Raw genomic sequence first — 21,086 nt, 5'->3', positions numbered from 1 at the left:
CGTGAGCGTACGTGGCCTCACACCGCGGGCTCGACGAGGGTGTCGAAGAAGGCCGCGCCGGCATCGGGGATGCTCGGCTGCTCGAAGACGTTCACCGCGTAACTGACGAGGATCATCGAGAACAGCAGGCGCAGCAGGCGCAGTTCGGGTTCGGGGAGGGCATCGAGGTCGTGGCCGTCGAGGTGGGCGATGGCCTCTTCGGCGCGCGGCGCGATCGCGTCGTAGAAGGCGCCGAGTTCCGTCATGTCCTTCGTCAGGCGCATGTCGTAGCGCTCCTGCCGGGTCGGCAGCGCCCAGTCGTCGACGTAGGGTTCGAGCTCGCCGTAACCCTCCGGCAGGAGCCGTTCGGTGGTGGTCATCACGCCTCCTGGTGGGCGTCGACGGTGTCGCGGACGGTCTTGTGGAAGTGCCGGATGAGCAGTTCCTGGTCGCTGAGGTGGAACTCGCGGTTGGCGCGGGACTTGAGTCCCGAGTGGGTGGCCTCGATGGTGTTGACGTCCTGCATGGCGAACTCGATGGTGCTGTCCACGACGAGTTCCTGCGCGAGCCGCTGCTGGGCGTTCTCGGGCGGCACGAAGTACAGGTCGATGTCGTAGATGTGCGAGTCGGCGCTCTCGGGCCAGTAGGTGTACGTGATGTAGAAGCCGCGGGCCCAGACCTGCACGGAGAGGTTGGGGAAGAGCCAGAACTGGTCGTTGCCCCAGGACTTGATCCGGCCCTTGTTGAGGAACTCCGGGAGCGGCCCGATGTCGGGCACGTCGTCGGGCCCGAACAATCCGGCGCGGAAGAGTCGGTACACCCACTTCTGATCGTTCGAGGCGGGCCCGAGGACACCGGGTTCGCGCGGCGGCAGCGGCGGCGGCCCCGGCACCGAGGTGAGCATGTGCGGGGTGAACAGGTCGTAGTGGTAGGCGTCGACGGGCGGCACCATCTTCTCGGCCTTGGCGACGTCCTTGTCGATGAACCGGGCGTGCACGTACGGCGGGTGGTACCACTCGCACACCGAGTCGACGGCGAGCTTCCAGTTGCCCTTGATGTGGGCGCGGAAGCCGTGGCGCCGGGTCATCTTCTCGAAGGGGTACTGCTCCAGTTCGAGCAGCCGGTCACCGAGGTAGGCGCGCAGCGGCACCGGGTCCTCGGCGAGATTGACGAAGACGAAGCCGGCGAACTCCTCGCAGTGCACGGGCGGCATCCGCAGCCGCTTCTTGTCGAGGTCGAAGAACTCCTGCTCGTTCGTGATGTGCGTGACCTGCCCGTCGAGCCCGTAGCGCCAGCCGTGGTACTTGCAGTGGAACTGCCGGCACATCCCGGCGCTCTCCTCCTGCGGGTGCTCCTGCCATACGACCTTGTTGCCGCGGTGCGCGCAGACGTTGTGGAAGGCGTGCACCTGGTCGTCGGCACCGCGGGTCACCACGATCGAGGCGAGGCTGCCGGGCAGTTCGCGGGTGAAGTATGAGCCCCTGCGGGCCAGTTGCTCGGAGCGGCCGACGTAGAGCCAGGACCGCTGGAAGATCGCGGCGCGTTCCGCCTCGAAGAACTCGGTCGAGACGCAGTCCTCGTACGAGACGGGGCCAGTGCCGAGTTCGGGGTAGTTCGGAGTGAACTTGCCTTTGCCGGTGGCCAGTCGTTCCTGAAGTTCCGTCATGGACCATGTCCTCTCGGGTCACGCGTCACCGTGAGTTGATAGTAGACAGTTAGAGGTGGAGTACGCCACACAACTGTCGTGCATTTACGGGTCGGTTCAGCTCCACGGCTCGTCGTCGTACGCCCGGTCCAGGGGCGCCATGCCGCCGCCGAACGGGAAGAACTCCTGCTGGGCGTAGGTCTCGCGCCCCAGACCGTGCCCGAGTTCGTCGAGGAAGGCGCGCTTGAGGTTCTGCGTGAACAACTGCCGCGTGTAGCGCAGGACCAGGTACGGGCGCTTGGCGAGTTCCCGCGCCAGCTCCCAGGCCCGGTCCAGGACCGCATCCTTGGGGTGCACCTCGGCGACGGCGCCCCACTCCTTGGCCTCCTGCGCGCCGAGCCGCTTCCCGGTGAGCAGCAAATAGCGGGCGCGGTTGTGGCCGACGAGGAACGGCCAGATCACATGCTGCCCGTCGCCGGGGACCTGGCCGCGCGGGAAGTGCGACACATCCTGGAAGTAGGCGTCCTCGGAGGCCAGCACGATGTCACCCATCAGCGGGACCTCGGAGTGGATGTTGCAGGGCCCGTTCACCACGCTGATCATGGGTACGTCGACGTCGAGGACGTTCCACATGAGGTTGCGGTTGTACCAGGCCTTCTCGTCGAGCTTGCGCAGTCCGCGCACGCCCGGCATGGCGTCGTACATGGGTGGGTCGGGGAGCTCGCCGTTCGGCAACCGACCCCAGTCAGCGTTGTAGTTGGCGCCCGTACCCGTGTGGATGAGGACCTTGATCTCGCGGTCGCCCGCCACGTCGGCGAAGGCGTCGGCCATGTCGTCGTGCGCCTTCCAGTCCCACACCAGGCTGTCGCCCTCGGTGTGGCACTGCATGAACAGGATGCCTTCCTCGCTCAGCTCGAAGCGATAGTTGCGGTAGCGGTCCTGGTACTCGGCGAAACGTGCGCGCTTGACCACATGCCCTCCCAATTCCGTTCGCCGCGGTCGGAGCATGGCGCCCCAACTGCTGGACAGTTATCGTGAGTTGCGTGACAAGTGTGCAGCCATTCAGGTTCGCCGTCCAGGCGACGAAGGCAACATCCGCGAAGGAGTGGCGCGACACGGCGCGCTCCGTACAGGACCTCGGCTACAGCACCCTGTTCCTCGCCGACCACTACCTCGGGCCCGGTCCGGCCCAGCGTGAAGCCCGTTGGCCCGCCCAGCATTTGGCGCCCGTCGCGGCGCTCGCCACGGCGGCGGCCGTGACGGACACGCTGCGGGTCGGCTGCCGGGTGTTCTGCGTCGACTATCACGTGCCGAACGTCCTGGCGAAGGAGGCCGCGACGATCGATCTGCTCTCCGACGGGCGACTCGAGTTCGGCATCGGCGCGGGGTGGAGCGCGCCCGAATACCGGGCCATGGGCCTTGAGTTCGCGCCCGCGGGGCGGCGCGTGGACAAGCTCGTCGAAGTGGTCGCGCTGGTGAAGGCGCAGTGGGGCGGTGAGTCGCTGGACGTGCGGGGCAAGCATGTGACCGCGATCGACCACGCAGGTCTGCCGCTGCCGGTACAGCGCCCGCATCCACCCATCATGATCGGGGGTTCCAAGCGCCGGGTGCTGTCGTTCGCGGCGCGCGAGGCCGACATCGTGAGCCTCGCGAACGTACCGTTCGCCGCGCACAACGACGCAGGCCGCACGCCCGCCGAGGAAGCCGCGCACCGCTATGGCCTGGTGCGGGAGGCGGCGGGCGGACGCATCTCCTCTCTGGAGGTGGAGAGTTCACCGTTCTTCGCACGGGTCACTGATGATTCCGCGTCCGCGGCGGACCGTGTGGCACACAGACTGGGTGTTCCGTCGGAGGGCCTGCTCGACCACCCCAACGTGCTCATCGGCACGCTCGACCAGGTGGTCGACCGCCTCCGGGAGCGGCGCGAGCGCTTCGGCGCCAACTACATCACCGTGCAGCAGGGCGAGGCGGAGCGCTTCGCCCCTGTGGTCGCGCGGCTCACCGGGACCTGAGGAGGCGCCATGACACATGGCCCGTTGCACGGCCTGCGCGTCGTCGAGATCGCCACCCTCGCCGCGGGCCCCACCGTGGCCACAACGCTCGGCGAGTTCGGCGCGGAGGTCATCAAGGTGGAACAGCCCGGTTCGGGCGACCCGATGCGCACGTGGGGCGACCGCCGCGACGGCATCGGCCTGCTGTGGAAGAGCATCGCCCGCAACAAGAAGTGCACCACGCTCGACCTGCGCACCGAGGCGGGCCAGGACCTCCTGCACCGCCTCCTGGAGGTCAGCGATGTCCTGGTCGCGGGCAACAGGCCGAGCGCGCTGGCCCGTTGGGGGCTGGACTACGACTCCGTCCACGCAGCGCACCCGCACGTCGTCATGGCCCACATCACCGGATACGGAAGTGGCGGCCCGAAGAGTGACCGTCCCGGCTACGGCACCCTCGCCGAGGCGATGAGCGGTTTCGCCCACCAGACGGGCCAGCCCGACGGACCGCCCACCTTGCCGCCGTTCATGCTGGCCGACGGTGTGGCAGGGCTGGCGGCGACGTACGCGGTGATGATGGCGCTCTACCATCGCGACGTGCACGGCGCGGAGGGCCAGCTCGTCGATGTGAGCCTCGTCGAACCGCTCACCCGGCTCCTGGAGACGGGAACCCTGGCCTACGACCAGCTCGGCCTGGTGAAGGGCCGGGCGGGCAACATGCTGCCGGCCAGCGCACCTCGCAACACCTACCGCACAGCCGATGGCCGGTGGCTGGCCATCTCCAGCGCCTCGCCCAGCATCGCCGCCCGGGTGTTCCGGGCCGTCGGCCGCGCGGACATGGCGGAGGACCCCGACTACAGGGATCCCGTACGTCGCCAGGAGCGGGCGGCGGAGGTCGACGAGGCCGTGGCCGACTGGGTGGGCCGGCACACCCTCGACGAGGCCATGACCGCGTTCGAGGCGGCCGAGGCGGCGGCGACCGCGGTGTACGACGCTCCGGCCCTGCTGGCGGACGCACACCTGCGGGCCCGCGGCACGTTCGTGGAGATGCCGGACCCCGACTTCGGGAAGGTCACAGTGCAGACACCGGTGGCACGCCTGACCGAGACACCCGGCCAAGTGGCCTACCTCGGCCGACCGTTGGGGGCGGACAACGATGCCGTCTACGGCGAACTGCTCGGCCTCTCCCCCGCCAAGATCGACGAACTGCGCGCCGGAGGGACGATCTGATGGGTACGCACACACGTCGGCCCCGCCGCTCCGAACTGGCCACGCCCGCGAGCAGCGAGCGCATGTGCGCGAAGGCCCCGGTATCCGGCGCCGACCTGGTCTTCCTCGACCTGGAGGACGCGTGCGCACCGGCGGTGAAGGAGTCCGCCCGCGCCATCGCCGTCACCGCGCTCACCGAACAGGACTGGGGCCCGACCCTGCGCGCCGTCCGCATCAACGGCCTGGACACCCCTTGGTGTCACGACGACCTCATCGAGGTCGTCACCGGGGCGCGCGACGCGCTGGACGTGGTGATCGTGCCCAAGGTGCGCACCGCGCGCGACGTCTGGTGGGTCGACGTCCTCCTGACACAACTGGAGCAGAAACTGCGCCTTGAGCGGCGGATCGCTGTGGAGGTCCTCATCGAGGAGGCGGAAGGACTCGCGAACGCCCTGGAGATCGCCCGCTCCAGCCCCCGGGTGGAGGCCCTGATCCTCGGCGCCGGTGATCTTTCCGTGTCGCTCCAATCCCGCGTCGACGGCAACTTCGATCCGCTCGGCCCCTACCCCGGCGACTTCTGGCACTTCGCCCGCACCCAAGTACTCACGGCTGCCCGCGCCGCGGGTGTCGCCGCGGTCGACGCACCGTTCCCGGCGTACGGCGAGCCGGAGGCGTACCGCGCGTCCGCCACGCAGGCCGCCCTGCTCGGCTTCGACGGCAAGTGGGCGATCCACCCGTCCCAAGTACCGCTGGCCAACGAGGTGTTCACGCCGGCCAAGGAGGAGGTGACCGCCGCCGAGGACCTCATCGCACGCTACCGCAGGGCCGAGGCGGAGGGCACGGGCGCGATCGGACACGACGGCCGCCTGGTGGACGCGGCACACATCAAGCTCGCGACGAACGTGCTGGACAGAGCCGCCCCTCGACGTACGGAGTTCTGATGCGTATAGCGAACGACCACGTAGCCGTCATCACCGGCGGCGCCAGCGGCATCGGCCACGGCCTCGCCGAGGTCCTCGCCGCACGCGGCGTCCGCGTCGTCATCTCGGACGTGCGCGAGGAGGGGCTGGCCAAGGCGCGGGCATCACTGGCGGAGGCGGGAGCCGAGGTCACGGCGGTGGTCGCGGACGTCGCCGACGAGGCGTCGGTGCGGACGCTGGCCGACCGGACGATGACCGCGTACGGGCGGGTGGACCTGGTCTGCAACAACGCGGGCGTCGTCTCCCCCGCCGCACCCCTGTGGGAACAGACCTCCCGCACCTGGGAGTTGATGATCGGCGTGAAGGTGCTCGGCGTCGTGCACGGCGTCCGCGCCTTCGCCCCGCTGCTCATCGAGCGGGGCGCGGGACACTTCCTCAACACCGCCTCTTCGGGCGGCCTCGCTCCGCTGCCCGACCGCACCCCGTACACGACGACCATGCACGCGGTCGTCGGTCTGACCGAGACACTCGACGAGGAACTGAAGCGGGTCGCCCCCACGCTCGGCGCCACCGTCCTCTGCCCCGGCCTGGTCGACACGCCTCTCGGCCGCAACTCCGAGGCGCTGGGCGCGATCCGTCTGCCGCCGGGTACCCCGGCCTCGATGCGGAGTATGGCCGACAACCGCGGCGGCATCCTGTCGCCCCGCGAGGTGGCGGAAGCAGCGCTCGACGCCGTCGAGGCGGGGCGGGTGCATGTCGCGCCCGGCGGGGGTGTGGTGGAGCGGGCCCGGGCACGGGTCGCGGCGCTGCTCGCGGACATCGAGGGCGGTGACGCGTGAGCGCGCTCAGCCGTTCCGCCCTGCCGCCCGCACCGTGAGCCGCAGCGTCGAGCCACGTGCACCTACGCCCAACGTCACCCGGCCCGCCGGTACGTCCGAGTCGATCTCCGGATAGTCGTCGCTCGACACCCGGAGCGCCAGCCGGTGCCCCACCGCGATCCGATAGTGGGTCGGCCAGATGTGCACCACCAGGTCGTGGTACCTGCCGGGTGTCACCGGAGCGAGTGCGGTGTGCCCGTGGCGGTGGCTCGCCTTGAGCCAGCCCGCCGTGATCCGGGTGCGGGTGCCGTCCGGCGCCACGTCGTACAACACGGCGGCGATATTGCCGTCGGGGGCGGTGAACGCGGCACGGACCGTTGCGGTGCCGTCACCGGCGAGCACCACATCGCGGGGGAACTCAGCGGTAATGAAGAGGAGTTGCTGGTCATCGCGCGGCGCGGCGGTCCCCGTGTTGACCTCGAACGCGGTCTCCCCCGCTGCCCCGGGCTCGGGCCCGAGGGAGCCGTCCCGGCGCAGCGCCAGCGTCAGGGCGTGTGCGTCGCGCGGCGGCCACTGCTCGAATTGCTTCCAGCCGCTGCCCGCCCCCGGGCCGGGGATCTCGTACGAGGTGACGTGCGCGGTCGGCAGCGGCGCCCGCCGGTCACCGCCGAGCCACCGGTCCCACCAGGCCAGGTACGCGCCCGGGCCGATGCCCGCGTACTGGGTCCCGGGATCCCCGTGGTCCCAGGGCCCGGAGACGAGCCACACGTTGTCGGGCCGGGCCAGGTAGTTCTTGACCATGCCGTCGCGGTAGCGGTCGTACCAGCCGTTGATCTCGAGGGTGGGGACGGTGAGCCGGTCCCAGCGGGTCTGGACGCTGCGGCCGCGCCAGAAGTCGTCGTAGAGCGGGTGTGCGGCGTAGGTCTGGAGAGTGGCGGGGGCAGTGGACTGCTGCCAGTCGCGGATGCGCGGGGAGTAGATGCCACCGCGGTAGATGGTGTTCTCGTACCAGTCGTGCAGGGCGTTGGTCGGGATGATCGCCCTGAGGTGCGGGGGCCGGTTCACGGCGACGAGGAGGCTGGTGTGCCCGCCGTAGCTGATGCCCATCTGACCGATGTCTCCGGTGCAGCCGGGGTGCCGGGCGAGCCATTCGATGGTGTCGTAGTTGTCGCGCTGTTCCTGCGGGCCGAAGGGGTCGACCGTGCCGGGTGACGCTCCGGATCCGCGCGCCTGGCAGACGAGCGCGTTGTAGCCGCGGCGAACGAAGTAGGCGGCCGCGTCACCGAAGCCCTCCAGGTTGGCGGCGTAGGCGGTGAACTCGTGGACGATGCCCGGGAAGTGGCCGGTGGCCGGTTTACCGTCCGGGGCGGCGGGCCGGTACAGCTGAGCGGCCAGGTGACTGCCGTCGCGCAACGGCACTCTGACGTCCTCGCGTACGACTCCGTAGTCGGCCGGTCTGTCGTACGAGAAGAAGGGGTCGGTGAGCGTGCCGGGGCTCGCGGCCACGGCGGCGCGGGCCGGACCGAGTGCCGCGGTCAGTGCGCCGGCCCCGGCGAGGGCACACACCGTGCGGCGGCTCGGGGTGAATTCGGTGATCTCCATGGGAGTGAGCTCCTTGCCGTGGGACGTCAGAGGGATATGGCGCCCGTGGCGAGCGCCGCCGCCGTCATCACGAGCGTCGTGCCGAACGCCCAACGGAAGATGAAGCGCTGGTGCTCGCCGAGCTGGACGCCGCTCATGCTGACGAGGATGAAGGTGGAGGCGGTGAGCGGGCTGAGCGGGAAGCCGGTGGTCATCTGGCCGAGGATGGCGGCGCGGGCGATCTCCGCCTGGTCGGCGCCGAACCCGGATGCCGTGTGGGAGAGGACGGGCAGCACCCCGAAGTAGTAGGCGTCCGGGGTGAAGGCCAGGCTCAGCGGCATGCCGGTGACGGCGACGAGCGGCGCGAGATGGCCGCCGAGGGAATCGGGCACGACGGAAACGAGCGCCTCCGCCATCTCGGAGATCATCTTGGTGCCGGTGAGGACACCGGTGAAAACACCCGCCGCGAAAATCATCGTGGTGACCAGGACCACGCTCTTGGCGTGCTTCTCCAAGAGTGCCTGCTGCTGCTCCCAGCGCGGGTGGTTGACGACGAGCGCGAGGGCGAAGGCGACCGCGAACAGCACGGGCAGCGGCATGACCTGAAGGACCAGTGCCACGATCAGGACGACGGTCAGCACGGCGTTGAACACGGTGAGCGGAAGGGGAGGGCGGGTGGCCGCGGGCATCAGCGGGGTGCCGGGGCCGTCACCGGCGATGTGGGCTCCGGCCTCCTGCCGACCCTCGCGCTGGGCCGGCACCGCGCCGAGGCGGCGGCGTTCCCGGCGGCCGATCCAGTACGCGGCGAGCAGCACCCACACGATCCCGCAGGCCATCGCAGGCAGCACCGGTGTGAAGACCTCCGAGCTGTCCAGCTTCAGCGCCGCCATGGCTCGCACCGTCGGCCCGCCCCACGGCACCATGTTCATCACGCCCGCGCCCAGACACACCACACCGGACAGCACGAGCGGGCTCATGCCCAGGCGCTTGTAGACGGGCAGCAGCGCGGAGACGGTGATGAGGAACGTCGACGCGCCGTCGCCGTCGAGTGACACACACATCGTGAGGACGGCGGTGCCGACCGCGATCCGTGCCGGATCGTTGCGGGCGAGCCGCAGGATGCCGTTGATGAGCGGGTCGAAGAGTCCGGCGTCGACCATCAAGGTGAAGTAGAGGACCGCGAAGGCGATCATGATGCCGGTGGGGGCCACCGTCTCCAGGCCTTCGAGGATCATGTCGCCCATGTCCCCGGCGAATCCGCCGACGAGGGCCGCGAGGACCGGCAGCAGCACGAGGGCCACCAGGACGGAGACCCGTTTGGTCATGGTGAGCACAAGGAACAGGCCGATCGTCGTAAATCCCAGCGCTGCCAGCATGGTTCTCGCTCACCTTCTCGATCCGCGTGTTCTCGCCGATGAGTGTCGGAGCGGCGGCGTATCGGCGTCCAGCATCAAACCGAGATCTATCCATGCGGTTGCCGCATCGGTTTCCGTATCCATGGCGCGGGCCGGCACGTAGGGTCCCTCGCCATGGACAGCACTCTGCGTCAACTCACGGCCTACGCCGCCGTGGCCCGCGCGGCCAGTTTCACGGCGGCCGCGACACACCTACGTGTCTCCCAGTCCTCGCTCAGCCGCGCGGTGGCGGACCTGGAGCGGCAGTTGGGGGCCCGCCTCATGGAACGCGACACTCGCAACGTGGAGTTGACCGCGGCGGGCGTCGAGGCGCTGCGCATAGCCGAGCAGATCGTGAACGCCCACCGCTCCGGCATGAAGGAGCTGGAGCGCTTCCTGCTGGGCGAGTCGGGCACGGTCGCGGTCGCCACCCTGCCGTCCGTCGCCGCGGTGCTGCTGCCGCGGGTGATCCTCGACTTCCGGCGCCAGCGGCCGCAGGTGACGGTGCAGCTCATGGACGGGCTCGAGCAGTCCGTGCTGAGCCGGGTGCTGTCCGGGGACGCCGACTTCGCCATCACCACGGGCGAACCGTCCGGGCAGCTGGAGCACCGGCCGCTGGTGCGCGACCGGTTCGTGGCGGTGCTGCCCCAGGAGCATCCGCTGGCCGAGCGCGCCGAGGTCACGTGGGACGACCTGGCCCGCGAGCCGTTCCTCGCGGTCGGCCCCGACTCCAGCGTGCGGCGTCTCACCGATGCCGCGTTCGCCCAGATCGGCGCGGGGTCCGCGCCGGCCGCCGAGGCGGGCAATGTCGCCACGGTCGGCGGGCTCGTCGCGGCGGGCCTCGGGGTCACCGCGATGCCCGCGCTGGTCCTGCCGCTGCTGGGCACCGGCCCGTTCGTGCAGCGGCCGCTGGTCGAGCCGACCGTCCATCGCCGCCTCGACATCGCCGTACGCGCCCGCCGCCCGCTCCCCCTGGCGGCCGACCGGTTCCTCGAGACCTTGCAGGAGTTCCGCTCCCGGCACAACGAGCTGCCCCCCGGAGTCACCTGGGCCTGAGCCAGGAGCTTCCACTTCCTCCCACACCGACTCATGCACAAAACGCAATGATTGATCGCTCTTTCATGCTGGACGCTCATGCCGGCGGCTCGGCAGGCTGAGGTGTGCCGCAAACGAGCGCGTGAATCGGGGAGTTGGGGAGCACAGTGGAGTCGGTGTCGAACAAGGATCAGGGAACCGGCCGCGGCCAGGGGCAGAGTCAGGGCCAGGGCCAGGGCCAACTGCACGGCCTCAAGGTGGTGGAGTTCGCGCACGTGGTGGCGGGGCCGATGGCCGGTTCCATGCTCGCCGACCAGGGCGCCGACGTCGTGCACGTGGAGCCGCCGGGGGCCGGTGACGCGGCGCGGGCCATGGGGCCGAAGAAGGACGGGCAGCCGCTCTGGTTCAAGGTCGCCGGGCGCAACAAGCGGTCCGTGACGCTGGATCTCCACCAGGAGTCGGGGCGTGAGCTCGCCCAGCGGCTCGTGGCCTGGGCGGACGTCGTGATCGTCACGCTGCGCAATGGCCGGCTCCGCTCCTGGGGCCTGGACTGGGAGTCCGTGCACCACGTCAACCCGAAGGCCGTGCTGCTGCAGATATCCGGTTTCGGCGCCACCTCGTCGCGCGCCGACGAGCCGGGCTTCGGCAAGGTCGGCGAGGCCCGCAGCGGCGTCGTGCACCTGACCGGTTTCGCCGACACCCCGCCCGTGCACACCGGCTTCTCGCACGGTGACGCCGTGACCGGACTGATGGGTGCCTACGCCGTGCTGGCCGCCCTGCACCGCCGTGACAACGACCCGGACTTCGACGGCGAGTGGATCGACCTCGCCCTGTTCGAGCCGCTGTTCCGCCTCGTCGAGTGGCAGGTCATCGTGCACGACCAGCTCGGTACCGTGCCGGAGCGCACCGGGAACCAGCTCGCGGTCGCGCCGGCCGCCGTCATCAACACCTACCGGTCGCGGGACGACGAATGGATCACGGTGACATCGGCGACCCTGCGCTCGGTCCGCAACGTGGCCCTGCTGCTCGGCCACGACGAGGCCGACTTCGCCACGACGGAGCAGCAGTTCGCCGGGAGGGCCGAGCTGGACGCGGGCCTGCGTACGTGGGTGGCCGAGCGCACGGCGGACGAGTGCCTGGAGGCCTTCGCACGCGCCGAGGTCGTCGCGTCGCGGGTGTTCAGCGCCGCCGACATCGCCGCGGACCCCGTGTACGCCGAGCGCGAGGACATCGTCACGGTCGACGACGCCGACCTCGGTCCCGTACGGATGCAGTCGGTCATCCCGCACTTCCGGCAGCGGCCGGGAGCCGTGTGGCGGACCGGGCCCTCGCTCGGGCAGGACAACGCACTCGTCTACCGGGAGTGGCTCGGCCTCTGCGAGGAAGAACTCACGGATCTGGAGAAGCACGGTGTCGTCTGAGTTGTCGTCCGCCTCCGGTGCGCACACGAACCGTCCCCCGCTGCGCTCCCTGCTGTTCGTGCCCGGTAACAAGACCACGGCCTGGCTGCCCAAGGCCCGGTCGGCCGGCGCCGATGCCGTCGTCCTCGACCTGGAGGACGCTGTCCCCGAGGCCGACCGGGCGGCAGCCGTACGCCAGGTGACCGAGGCGCTCGCCCGGCGGGCCGCCGATGCCTCCGACGGCGCCGGCCCGGCACTGTTCGTCCGCGTCAGGCCGCTGGACGGCTGGGCGGCGGCCGAGGAGCTGCGTACGGTGTGCGGCCCGGGTCTGAGCGGGATCGTGGTGCCCAAGGTGTCGGGGCCGGATGACGTCCGCCACGCCGACCGGCTGCTCGGGTGGTGCGAACGCGAACGACGGCTTCGGCAGGACCAGTTGGCCCTTGTGCCGCTGCTGGAGACGGCTGCCGCTCTCCGGGACACCTATGGATGCGCGATCGCCGCCACCGGCCGCGTCGCCTACCTCGGCGCGATCACGGGAGCGGGCGGCGACGTCGAGCGCGCCGTGGGCTACCGCTGGAGTCCCGCAGGGCACGAGACGCACCCCCTGCGCGCGCGGGTGCTGCTCGACGTACGAGCGGCGGGAGCGCCGCACCCGGTGGCCGGGCTGTGGACGCGGATCGGCGACCTCGACGGCTTGCGCGCCTTCGCCGAGCAGAACCGGGCGCTCGGCTATACGGGGATGATGGCCATCCACCCGTCCCATGTCCCGGTCATCAACGAGGTGTTCGCTCCGACCGCCGATGAACTCGACCGCGCGGCACGGCTGATCGCCGCCATGGAGAAGGCTCAGGCGGACAGCGTGGGCGCGGTGACATTCGAGGGTGAGATGGTCGACGAGGCGATGGCAGCGACGGCGCGGGCCTTGCTGGCCCGGTTCACCTGAGTGCGCTCCCGTACGTCACCGCATCCCCCGCGCGAGGCTACGTAGCCACCCCTCCGTCCCGCCGTCGACGTCATGGTCGTCCTGCAGCGCGGACATGCTCACGTAGTCGTCCGTGATCGCCTTGATGTCGCTGCCCGCGTCGGCGGAGGTGTCGACGGCGCCGTAGCCCGTCGTGTAGGTGCCGGGGCTGCCCGGCTTGCCGTTGTCCGGGGTGAAGTCCGGGACGAGGAAGGCGCCGCCCTGGATGGTGGTGGGTTCGGTGCCCTTCGGGGTGGCGAGGCGGGGGTCGCCCGTGGTGGGGTCCATGGGGCCTTCGACGAGCGGGTAGTTGATGTTGAGGCCGATGCCGCGGGGCATCAGGCGGCCGTCGTCCCGCGCCCGCGCCTTCAGTCGCTCGATCAGGTCGACGACGTACGCGGCCGCGGGGCGCGCCGCGAGGCGAGTGCCCGCAGGCCAGTCCGGCTGCGTTTCCAGGCTCATCGCGAGGGCGGGGACACCGAATTCGACGCCGGTCAGGGCCGCGTTGACGGTTCCGGAGTGGTTGACGAGGGCGCCGAAGTTGAAGCCGGGGTTGATGCCGGAGACGACCAGATCGGGCTTGCCGTGCGGGAAGAGCTCGTCCATGCCGAAGTACACGCTGTCGGAAGGCGAACCGGGCGTCACGGTCCACACGTCCTTCTCGGGCTCGGCCACCTGGAGCTTCTGACCCCGACTCGACACGCGACCGCCTTGACCGCTCTGGTCGGTTCCGGGAGCGACCACCGACCACGTGGTGTCCGGCGGCGCGCAGCGCGGCGCGCAGGGCGACGATGTACGGCGTGTCCGCGCCGCCCGCTCCGCGCCAGCCGTCGTCGTTCGTGACCAGGATGTTCAGGGGTCTTGATGCCTCGGAACCGGATTCGGGCGCCGCCCCTGCCGGGCCCATGACGAACGCCGTGGCCGCGACCACGGCGACACACACAGCGGCACGTACAGAACGCTTCATCATCCGTGTAAGCCCTTCATCAGGCCGGAGAGGACATGCGAGAACCCCATTTACGTATAGCGGTAAGATGATTGACACCCACTCGACGTGCCCATAGCGTGAATCGGCGCGCAGGCCGCAACCGAGCCCAGCCCAGTCCAGCCGAGGAGGTTCCGTGGGGTCCACCGGCGATGAGACAGCCGCCGTACTGACCGTGACCGCCGAGAAGGACGTACGTGTCGTCACGCTCAACCGGCCCGATCAACTCAACGGCGTTTCCGCCGAGTTGCACCGTAGGATCGCCGAGGTCTGGGACGAGATCGCCGCGGACGGCGACGCGCGGGCCGTGGTGCTCACCGGTGCCGGGCGGGCGTTCAGCGCCGGTGGCGACTTCGAGCATCTGCTGCGCCACACCAGCGACGCCGAGCTGCGTGAGCGTTCCATCCGGCTCGACCGGGCTATCCAGACGGCGATGATCCGATTCCCGCTTCCGGTGGTCGCCGCCGTCAACGGGCCCGCGGTGGGGCTCGGTTGCTCGCTGGCACTCGGGTGCGATCTCGTGCTGATGGCCGATGACGCGTATCTCGCCGATCCGCATGTGTCCGTCGGGCTCGTCGCCGGCGACGGCGGGGTCACGCTGTGGCCGCTGTTGACCAGCCTGTTGCGGGCCAAGGAGTACCTGTTCACGGGGGATCGCATTCCGGCCGAGAAGGCGGTCGAGTTCGGGCTCGCCAACCGGGTCGTGCCCGCCGCTGAACTCACCGAACAGGCCATGGCGTTGGCGCACCGGCTCGCCGCCCAGCCGCCCCAGGCGCTGCGCGCGACGAAGGCCGCACTCGCCGTGGTGGTGGAGCAGATGTCGCGCGGCGGCATGGAGGCCGCGCTGATGGCCGAGCAGGCCACCATGACCAGCCCCGACTACCTGCGGATCGTCGGCGCGCTCGCCGAGCGGGGCACAAAGAGTTCCGGGCGCGGCTCGTCCGGCGAACGGACGGAGTGAGCGGTGCAGGCGGAGGAGTTCCGGCTGGTCCGCGAGGCGTTGGGCGCCTTCGTCGCCGACCACCGGTGCACGTCGGCCGAGCCGACGGCGGCGCAGCGGTCCGCGGCGCAGAAGGCGCTCGACGCGCTCGGGCTCATAGAACTGCGGCGTGGGGCCCGGCCGTTGGCGACCGCTCAGGAGTGTGCGCTGCTCGCCGAGGACTTCGGTCGGCAGCCGATGGCGGCTTCGTTCCTGGGCACGGTGCTGCTTGCGCCCGAAGTGCTGCGGCTCCTCGATGCGGACGGCGGGGACGTCTCGTACGAGGGCACGCCCACGATTGCGCTCGGCCGGGATCTGCGGTTCGGCGGCGGAGCCGGTGACGGTCGCGCGTGGGATGCGGAGGGCGCCGACAGTGCCTTGCATGTTGCCGATGACGGGACCGTGCGCACCCTGGCGCTCGGCGACATGGCGCCCACCACCGATCTCCTGCGTGCCGTTCGCGTCGCGAAGGGGGAGGCACGGGCCGTCGGTCGGCTGAGCCGTGAGCACCTGCGTGCCTGGCAGGCCTGGGCGCTCGTCATGGTGAGCAGTGAACTCGTGGGCGCGGCCGACTCGTTCGTCGAGCAGGCTGCCGCCTACGCGCGCGACCGTGTGCAGTACGGGCGGCCCATCGGCTCCTATCAGGCGGTGCAGCATCTGCTCGCCGATGCCACGGTCGCCGTCGAGGCGTGCGCCAGCGCCACCCGTTACGCCGCCTGGTGTCTCGACCACGCCGGGGCGGACGCGGCGCTGACCGCCGCCCGCGTCGCGAAGGCCGAGGTGGACGTGTCGGCCCTGCAAGCGGTGTCGGCGGGGATGCAGGTGTTCGGTGGGATCGCGCAGACGTGGGAGCACATCGCGCATCTGTATCTGCGCCGCGTGCGCGTCGGTGCCACGGTGCTGACCGGCACCGCCGAGCTGCTGTCCGCGCTCGCCGGCCCGCGGTCTTCCGATCCCACGCAGTGGCAGCCTTCCGGTGCCGCGGAGGCGACTGATCCCACGGAGGCGGCGTGACCCACCAGGACCTGCCTCTGGACTTCGGCGACCCGTCGGACCTCACCCGGCTGCGCCGCGAACTGCGTGCCTGGCTCGCCGAGCACCCGCTCCCCGAGCGCCGTCCCGACGAGGAACCGGCCCTGTTCCTGCACCGCTGGCACCGGGTGCTGCACTCCGGCGGCTGGGTGGGCCTCGACGTACCCGAGGAGTACGGCGGCCGTGGCCTGACCGCGCTGCACCAGGTCGCGGTCAGCGACGAACTGGGCGCCTCGCGCGCGCCGGGCGTGCCGCGCATCGGCTACCTCGCCCACGCGCTCCTGGAGTTCGCCTCGCCCGAGCAGCGGACCCGGCTGCTCCCGCGCATGCTCGCCGGTGACGACGTGTGGTGCCAGGGCTTCAGCGAGCCCGGCGCGGGCTCCGACCTCGCGGGCATGACGACGTACGCGCGCAGGAGCGAGGAAGCCGACCATGGGCACTCCGACAGAGACGGTCACTACATCGTCAACGGGCAGAAGCTGTGGACCAGTTATGCCCAGTACTCCGACTACTGCCTGCTCCTCGCGCGCACCGACCGCGAGGCACCCGCGCACAGCTCCATCACCGCGTTCGCGCTGCCGCTCGACCGTGCCGGGGTGACCGTACGTCCCCTCAAGGCGGCGAACGGGGACGACGAGTTCTGCGAGCTGTTCCTCGACGATGTGCGGATCGAGGCCGGCGAGCGGATCGGCGCGGAGGGCGACGGTTGGCGGCTCGCCATGACGACGGTCAACTACGAGCGCAACGCCCTCGACACCGGCCATCTCTCCAAGTACGGGCTACTGTTGGAGCGGATGCGGCTCGAACTACACAAGCGTGAGGGCGAGTTGCCCGACGGGCTCGTGTCCGCGGTGGGGCGTTGCGTCGTCGACTATCAGGTGCTCGTCGCGCACGCCCGGCGGCGTACCGCCGAACGCCTCGCGGGTGGCGTCGCCGGGCCCGAGTCGTCGATCGACAAGCTGCTGATGACGCGCGCCGAGCAGCGCCTGTACGAGACCGCTCTGCGGGTCCTGCCGGATCAACTCGCGGAGGCGGGCGGGTCGGTGTACGGCGAGTACCTGTACTCGCGCGCCGCGTCCGTGTACGGCGGCACCTCCCAGATCCAGCGGAACATCATCGCCAAGCGGCTGCTGCGGCTGCCGTCGACCCCGTGAGTGCCATGTACGTGTGTGTCATCAGGTGTACGTCATCAGGTGTGTGTCATGTAGTGGAAAACGGAGCCCGTGATGCGCTACGACCAGGAATACCTCAGCATCCCGAACGTCGTCCGCCGGGCCGCCGCGCAGTATGGTGAGGCGCCCGCCCTCGTGGACGGCGCGACGCGCTGGAGCTTTCGCGAGCTCGACCGGCGGATGACGCGGGCGGTGCGCGCAGCGCTCGCCCTCGGCGTCTCCCCCGGCGACCGGGTCGGCATCTGCGCCCCGAACCGCGCCGAGTGGATCGCGGCCGCGCTCGCCGTGCAGGGCGCGGGCGGCATCGTCGTCCCCCTCAACACCCGCTTCAAGGCCGCCGAACTCGCGTACATCCTGCGCAAGTCGGGGGCGAAGGCGCTGTTCGCCGCGCCGTTCCTCGACACCGACTACGTGATGGAACTGCGCAAGCACGAGCCGGAGTTGGATGCCCTGAGCACCACGGTGTCCCTTGCGGCCGAGCGCGGCGACGCGGACCTCTCGTGGAACGACTTCCTGGATAGAGGCGAGAGCGTCGACGAAGGTGCCGCGCAGGCATCCATCGACCGGATCACGCCCGACACCGTCTCCGACATCATGTTCACCTCCGGCACCACGGGCCATCCCAAGGGCGTCGTCCTCACGCACGGGCAGTCGCTGCGCGCCTACGGGTGGATGGCCGAGCAGTACACCTTCCGCACCGGCGACGTGTTTCTCGTCGTGCCGCCGTTCTTCCACTGCTTCGGCTACAAGGCGGGCTGGCTCGCCTCGTTCCTGCACGGGGTGACGGTAGTGCCGATGGCGGTGTTCGACGCGGGGCGGGCCCTGGAGATCATCGAGCGGGAGCGCGTCTCCATCATGCTGGGGCCCCCGACGATCTTCCAGGATCTGCTCGCCGCCCCGGACCGCGCCCGCCGCGACACCTCGTCCCTGCGGATCTCCATGACGGGCGGCACCACCATCCCCGAGCGGCTGATCCACGCGATGAAGGACGAGCTGTCGTTCGACGTCGTGATGAGCGCGTACGGGCTCACCGAGGCTTCCGCGCTCGTCACCACGACCCGCCTCGGCGACAGCCCGGCGACCGTGGCCCGCACCAACGGTCGGCGGATCCCCGACGTGGACGTGCGCATCGTTGACGACGCGGGCAGGCCCGTACCCGCCGGCGGGACGGGTGAGATCCAGGTCCGCGGCTACACCGTCAGCAGCGGTTACTGGGACGAGCCGGAGGCCACGGCCGCCGCGATCGGCGACGACGGATGGCTGCGCACCGGTGACATCGGCGGCCTGGACGGCGAGGGCAATCTGGCGGTCGTCGACCGCAAGAAGGACATGTTCATCGTCGGTGGCTTCAACGCCTACCCGGCCGAGATCGAACGCCTGCTGCTCGGCTACGGCCCGGTCGCCGAGGCCGCCGTCATCGGCGTGCCCGACCAGCGCCTCGGCGAGGTCGGCTGCGCCTACCTGGTGCTCCGCCCGGGCGAGACGGCCACGGCGGCGGACGTCATCGCCTGGTCCCGCGCCACCATGGCCAACTTCAAGGCGCCGCGGCACGTCCGCTTCGTCGACCAGTTGCCGCGCAACGCAAGCCGCAAGGTCCTCAAGCACGATCTGCGCGCCTCGTACGAGGAGGAGGCGTGACGGGTGAGGGTGCGGGGCCTCTGGCCGGTGTCACCGTCGTCTCCGTCGAGCAGGCCGTCTCGGCGCCGCTGTGCACGCGGGCCCTCGCCGACCTGGGTGCCCGCGTCATCAAGGTGGAGGCGCCCGGCGGGGACTTCACCCGCTATTACGACGACGTGGTGCACGGCCTCGCCGCCCACTTCGTGTGGGTCAACCGGGGCAAGGAGTCCCTGGCCCTCGACCTGAAGTCGGCGCACGGCACACACGTCCTGCACCGGCTCCTCGACCGCGCCGATGTCTTCGTGTCGAACCTCGCACCCGGCGCCGCCGCCAAACTCGGCATCTCCGCACGCGACCTGACGGGGCGCCACCCCGACCTCATCACCATGGAGATCGACGGCTACGGCCCCGGCGGGCCGCTCTCCCACAAGCGGGCGTACGACCTCCTCGTGCAGGCCGAAGCGGGGGCCTGCGCGATCACCGGGCTGCCCGGGCAGCCGGCGAAGCCGGGGCCGCCGATGGCGGACGTGTGCACCGGTCTGTACGCGGCGCTGTCCATCACGGCGCTGTTAGCGGAACGCGGACGCGGCACGGGCCGGTCACAGGGGCCCGCCGCCGTCTCGGTGAGCATGTTCGACACCATGACCGAGCTGATGGGGTACGCGCTGACGTACACCCGCCACACCGGCATCGACCAGCAGCCCGTGGGCATGGGCTCCCCCGCCGTCGCCCCCTACGGCGCTTACGCCACCGCCGACGGACACACCGTGGTCCTCGGCACGACCAACGACCGCGAATGGCAGCGCTACGCCCGCGACCTCCTCGAACGCCCCGACCTCGCCGACGACCCCGGCCTCGCCACGACGGCCGACCGGGTCGCCGCCCGCGAGCGCCTCGATGCGGAGATCGCCGAATGGTGCGCCGCGCACACCCTCCACGACATCCAGACGGCGGCCGACGCGGCGGGCATCGGCAACGCCAAGCTCAACACTCCCAGCGAGGTCCTCACCCACCCGCAACACACGGCACGCGACCGCTGGCGAGAGATCGACACACCGGGCGGCCGCACCGTGGCGCCGCTGCCACCTCCGGTCTTCGAGGGCCGTGCTCCAGCCCCCATGGGGAACGTACCGGCGCTCGGTGAGCACACGGAGGCGATCCTCCAAGAACTGGGAATCAAGGGCGGAGAGTCGACGAAGGAAAGGGTGAACAGTGACACATGACCGTCGTGAAGCAGTGATCGTGGAGGCCGTCCGCACCCCCGTCGGCAAACGGAACGGTTCGCTCGCCGAGATTCACCCCGGCGAGCTGTCCGCGCACATACTGAACGCGCTCGTCGCCCGTGCCGGCATCGACCCCGCCGACGTCGAGGACGTGATCTGGGGGTGCGTAGGACAGATCGGCGACCAGTCGGGGAACATCGGCCGCTACGCGCTGCTCGCCGCGGGCTGGCCGGAGACGGTTCCCGCGACGACGGTCAACCGGGCCTGCGGTTCCGGTCAGCAGGCCCTCGACTTCGCGGCGCAGGCCGTGCTGTCGGGCCAGTACGACATGGTGGTGGCGGGCGGCGTCGAGGTGATGAGCAAGGTGCCGCTGGGTGCCGCGCGGGCCGGCGGGTCGCCGTGGTCGCAGAGCGTTCTGGAGCGCTACGACCACTTCACCTTCAACCAGGGCGAGTCGGCGGAGCGGATCGCCCGCAAGTGGGGCTTCTCGCGGCAGCAGCTGGACGAATACGCCTCGCGTTCCCACGAGTTGGCGGCAGCAGCGCAGGACTCGGGCGCGTTCGACGCCCAGCTCGCTCCGCTCGCCGACAACCCGCTCTCGGCGGACGAGGGAGTCCGCCGAGACACCACGCCCGACACGCTCGCCAAGCTGAAGCCGTCCTTCGACCCGAACGGTGTGATCCACGCGGGCAATGCCTCCCAGATCTCCGACGGCGCCGCCGCCCTCCTGGTCACCACGCCGGAGCGGGCCCGCGAGCTCGGTCTCACCCCGCTGGTGCGCTACCGGGCGGGCGCGGTCACCGGCGCCGATCCGGTGCTGATGCTGACCGGCCCGATCCCGGCGACCGTGCAGGTCCTCACGCGCGCCGGGCTCCGCCTCTCCGACATCGGCGCCTACGAGGTCAACGAGGCCTTCGCGCCCGTGCCGCTGGCGTGGCTCGCCGAGACCGGCGCCGATCAGGACCGTCTCAACCCGCTCGGCGGCGCGATCGCCCTCGGCCACCCGCTCGGCGCCTCCGGCGCGGTCCTGATGACACGCCTGATCCACCACATGCGGGACCGGGGCATCCGCCACGGACTGCAGACGATGTGCGAGGGCGGCGGCACGGCGAACGCCACCATCGTCGAACTGATCGAATAGTTGAAGG

19 protein-coding genes are annotated in these 21,086 nt (G+C 70.6%); 13 read left to right on the top strand and 6 right to left on the bottom strand.

Going from position 1 to position 21,086, the window contains the following annotated elements; translation table 11 throughout:
* Positions 1-17: 17 nt before the first annotated feature.
* The 3 genes from OG746_RS21275 to OG746_RS21265 all read right to left on the bottom strand — a co-directional run bounded on the left by OG746_RS21275 (position 18) and on the right by OG746_RS21265 (position 2,596).
* Complete coding sequence (locus tag OG746_RS21275) at positions 18-359, bottom strand: hypothetical protein (protein WP_266716802.1); 342 nt, start codon at positions 357-359, stop codon at positions 18-20.
* Positions 359-1,645 (bottom strand): aromatic ring-hydroxylating oxygenase subunit alpha, encoded by a 1,287-nt coding sequence (locus OG746_RS21270; RefSeq protein WP_266716800.1) that lies wholly within the window; start codon positions 1,643-1,645, stop codon positions 359-361. The genes OG746_RS21275 and OG746_RS21270 overlap by 1 nt, the downstream gene beginning before the upstream one ends.
* A gap of 96 nt (positions 1,646-1,741) precedes the next feature.
* Complete coding sequence (locus OG746_RS21265) at positions 1,742-2,596, bottom strand: enoyl-CoA hydratase/isomerase family protein (RefSeq protein WP_266716798.1); 855 nt, start codon at positions 2,594-2,596, stop codon at positions 1,742-1,744.
* A 71-nt stretch (positions 2,597-2,667) separates the two neighbouring features.
* Between OG746_RS21265 and OG746_RS21260 the strand changes: the two genes are divergently transcribed.
* From OG746_RS21260 to OG746_RS21245, 4 genes are read left to right on the top strand one after another with little or no spacing between them, the layout of a single operon-like run.
* Positions 2,668-3,636 carry a TIGR03621 family F420-dependent LLM class oxidoreductase gene (locus OG746_RS21260; protein WP_266716796.1) on the top strand — a complete coding sequence of 323 codons (969 nt, stop codon included), beginning with the start codon at positions 2,668-2,670 and terminating at the stop codon, positions 3,634-3,636.
* 9 nt (positions 3,637-3,645) lie between these two features.
* The gene (locus OG746_RS21255) at positions 3,646-4,842 is read left to right on the top strand and encodes a CaiB/BaiF CoA transferase family protein (RefSeq protein WP_266716794.1); all 1,197 of its coding nucleotides are present in this window, start codon (positions 3,646-3,648) and stop codon (positions 4,840-4,842) included.
* On the top strand, positions 4,842-5,762 hold the full coding sequence (locus OG746_RS21250) for an HpcH/HpaI aldolase/citrate lyase family protein (protein WP_266716792.1): 921 nt from the start codon (positions 4,842-4,844) through the stop codon (positions 5,760-5,762). Before OG746_RS21255 ends, OG746_RS21250 begins: the two co-directional genes overlap by 1 nt.
* Positions 5,762-6,580: an SDR family NAD(P)-dependent oxidoreductase gene (locus OG746_RS21245; protein WP_266716790.1), complete on the top strand. Its 819-nt coding sequence runs from the start codon at positions 5,762-5,764 to the stop codon at positions 6,578-6,580. The genes OG746_RS21250 and OG746_RS21245 overlap by 1 nt, the downstream gene beginning before the upstream one ends.
* A gap of 6 nt (positions 6,581-6,586) precedes the next feature.
* On the opposite strand, the gene OG746_RS21240 is transcribed toward OG746_RS21245, so the two are convergent.
* Positions 6,587-8,161: a CocE/NonD family hydrolase gene (locus OG746_RS21240; RefSeq protein ID WP_266716788.1), complete on the bottom strand. Its 1,575-nt coding sequence runs from the start codon at positions 8,159-8,161 to the stop codon at positions 6,587-6,589.
* 26 nt (positions 8,162-8,187) lie between these two features.
* Entirely contained in the window at positions 8,188-9,516 is a 1,329-nt protein-coding gene (locus OG746_RS21235) for a CitMHS family transporter (RefSeq protein ID WP_266716786.1), read from the bottom strand.
* 153 nt (positions 9,517-9,669) lie between these two features.
* On the opposite strand from OG746_RS21235, the gene OG746_RS21230 reads away from it, so the two are divergent.
* The 3 genes from OG746_RS21230 to OG746_RS21220 all read left to right on the top strand — a co-directional run bounded on the left by OG746_RS21230 (position 9,670) and on the right by OG746_RS21220 (position 12,912).
* Positions 9,670-10,590 (top strand): LysR family transcriptional regulator, encoded by a 921-nt coding sequence (locus OG746_RS21230; RefSeq protein ID WP_266716784.1) that lies wholly within the window; start codon positions 9,670-9,672, stop codon positions 10,588-10,590.
* 155 nt (positions 10,591-10,745) lie between these two features.
* Positions 10,746-11,990: a CaiB/BaiF CoA transferase family protein gene (locus OG746_RS21225; RefSeq protein WP_266716782.1), complete on the top strand. Its 1,245-nt coding sequence runs from the start codon at positions 10,746-10,748 to the stop codon at positions 11,988-11,990.
* On the top strand, positions 11,980-12,912 hold the full coding sequence (locus OG746_RS21220; RefSeq protein WP_266716780.1) for an HpcH/HpaI aldolase/citrate lyase family protein: 933 nt from the start codon (positions 11,980-11,982) through the stop codon (positions 12,910-12,912). The genes OG746_RS21225 and OG746_RS21220 overlap by 11 nt, the downstream gene beginning before the upstream one ends.
* Before the next feature lie 15 nt (positions 12,913-12,927).
* Here the strand turns inward: OG746_RS21220 and surE are convergent, their stop codons facing one another.
* Entirely contained in the window at positions 12,928-13,674 is a 747-nt protein-coding gene (gene surE, locus OG746_RS21215; protein ID WP_266716778.1) for a 5'/3'-nucleotidase SurE, read from the bottom strand.
* Between the two features lie 377 nt (positions 13,675-14,051).
* On the opposite strand from surE, the gene OG746_RS21210 reads away from it, so the two are divergent.
* The 6 genes from OG746_RS21210 to OG746_RS21185 all read left to right on the top strand — a co-directional run bounded on the left by OG746_RS21210 (position 14,052) and on the right by OG746_RS21185 (position 21,079).
* Positions 14,052-14,876 carry an enoyl-CoA hydratase/isomerase family protein gene (locus OG746_RS21210; protein WP_266716776.1) on the top strand — a complete coding sequence of 275 codons (825 nt, stop codon included), beginning with the start codon at positions 14,052-14,054 and terminating at the stop codon, positions 14,874-14,876.
* A 3-nt stretch (positions 14,877-14,879) separates the two neighbouring features.
* Positions 14,880-15,908 carry an acyl-CoA dehydrogenase family protein gene (locus OG746_RS21205; RefSeq protein WP_266716774.1) on the top strand — a complete coding sequence of 343 codons (1,029 nt, stop codon included), beginning with the start codon at positions 14,880-14,882 and terminating at the stop codon, positions 15,906-15,908.
* Entirely contained in the window at positions 15,905-17,080 is a 1,176-nt protein-coding gene (locus tag OG746_RS21200) for an acyl-CoA dehydrogenase family protein (protein ID WP_266716772.1), read from the top strand. The genes OG746_RS21205 and OG746_RS21200 overlap by 4 nt, the downstream gene beginning before the upstream one ends.
* A 72-nt stretch (positions 17,081-17,152) precedes the next feature.
* Positions 17,153-18,736 (top strand): FadD3 family acyl-CoA ligase, encoded by a 1,584-nt coding sequence (locus tag OG746_RS21195; protein ID WP_266716770.1) that lies wholly within the window; start codon positions 17,153-17,155, stop codon positions 18,734-18,736.
* Positions 18,733-19,938, top strand: coding sequence for a CaiB/BaiF CoA transferase family protein (locus OG746_RS21190; protein WP_266716768.1), 1,206 nt, complete (start codon positions 18,733-18,735; stop codon positions 19,936-19,938). The genes OG746_RS21195 and OG746_RS21190 overlap by 4 nt, the downstream gene beginning before the upstream one ends.
* Positions 19,928-21,079 carry a thiolase family protein gene (locus OG746_RS21185; protein ID WP_266716766.1) on the top strand — a complete coding sequence of 384 codons (1,152 nt, stop codon included), beginning with the start codon at positions 19,928-19,930 and terminating at the stop codon, positions 21,077-21,079. Before OG746_RS21190 ends, OG746_RS21185 begins: the two co-directional genes overlap by 11 nt.
* Positions 21,080-21,086: the final 7 nt, after the last annotated feature.

Origin of the sequence: Streptomyces sp. NBC_01016 (assembly GCF_026341035.1) — a bacterium.
Taxonomy (GTDB): Bacteria; Actinomycetota; Actinomycetes; order Streptomycetales; family Streptomycetaceae; genus Streptomyces.
The sequence above is the reverse complement of the archived record's forward strand: the minus strand, read 5'-3'. Positions and strand labels throughout refer to the sequence as shown.

What these genes read in the sequence shown, in the direction of transcription:
- OG746_RS21240 (WP_266716788.1), bottom strand. Translation starts at nt 8,161, where the DNA reads ATGGAGATCACCGAATTCACCCCGAGCCGCCGCACGGTGTGTGCCCTC.
- OG746_RS21230 (WP_266716784.1), top strand. Translation starts at nt 9,670, where the DNA reads ATGGACAGCACTCTGCGTCAACTCACGGCCTACGCCGCCGTGGCCCGC.
- OG746_RS21235 (WP_266716786.1), bottom strand. Translation starts at nt 9,516, where the DNA reads ATGCTGGCAGCGCTGGGATTTACGACGATCGGCCTGTTCCTTGTGCTC.
- OG746_RS21195 (WP_266716770.1), top strand. Translation starts at nt 17,153, where the DNA reads ATGCGCTACGACCAGGAATACCTCAGCATCCCGAACGTCGTCCGCCGG.
- OG746_RS21270 (WP_266716800.1), bottom strand. Translation starts at nt 1,645, where the DNA reads ATGACGGAACTTCAGGAACGACTGGCCACCGGCAAAGGCAAGTTCACT.
- OG746_RS21245 (WP_266716790.1), top strand. Translation starts at nt 5,762, where the DNA reads ATGCGTATAGCGAACGACCACGTAGCCGTCATCACCGGCGGCGCCAGC.
- OG746_RS21250 (WP_266716792.1), top strand. Translation starts at nt 4,842, where the DNA reads ATGGGTACGCACACACGTCGGCCCCGCCGCTCCGAACTGGCCACGCCC.
- OG746_RS21275 (WP_266716802.1), bottom strand. Translation starts at nt 359, where the DNA reads ATGACCACCACCGAACGGCTCCTGCCGGAGGGTTACGGCGAGCTCGAA.
- OG746_RS21255 (WP_266716794.1), top strand. Translation starts at nt 3,646, where the DNA reads ATGACACATGGCCCGTTGCACGGCCTGCGCGTCGTCGAGATCGCCACC.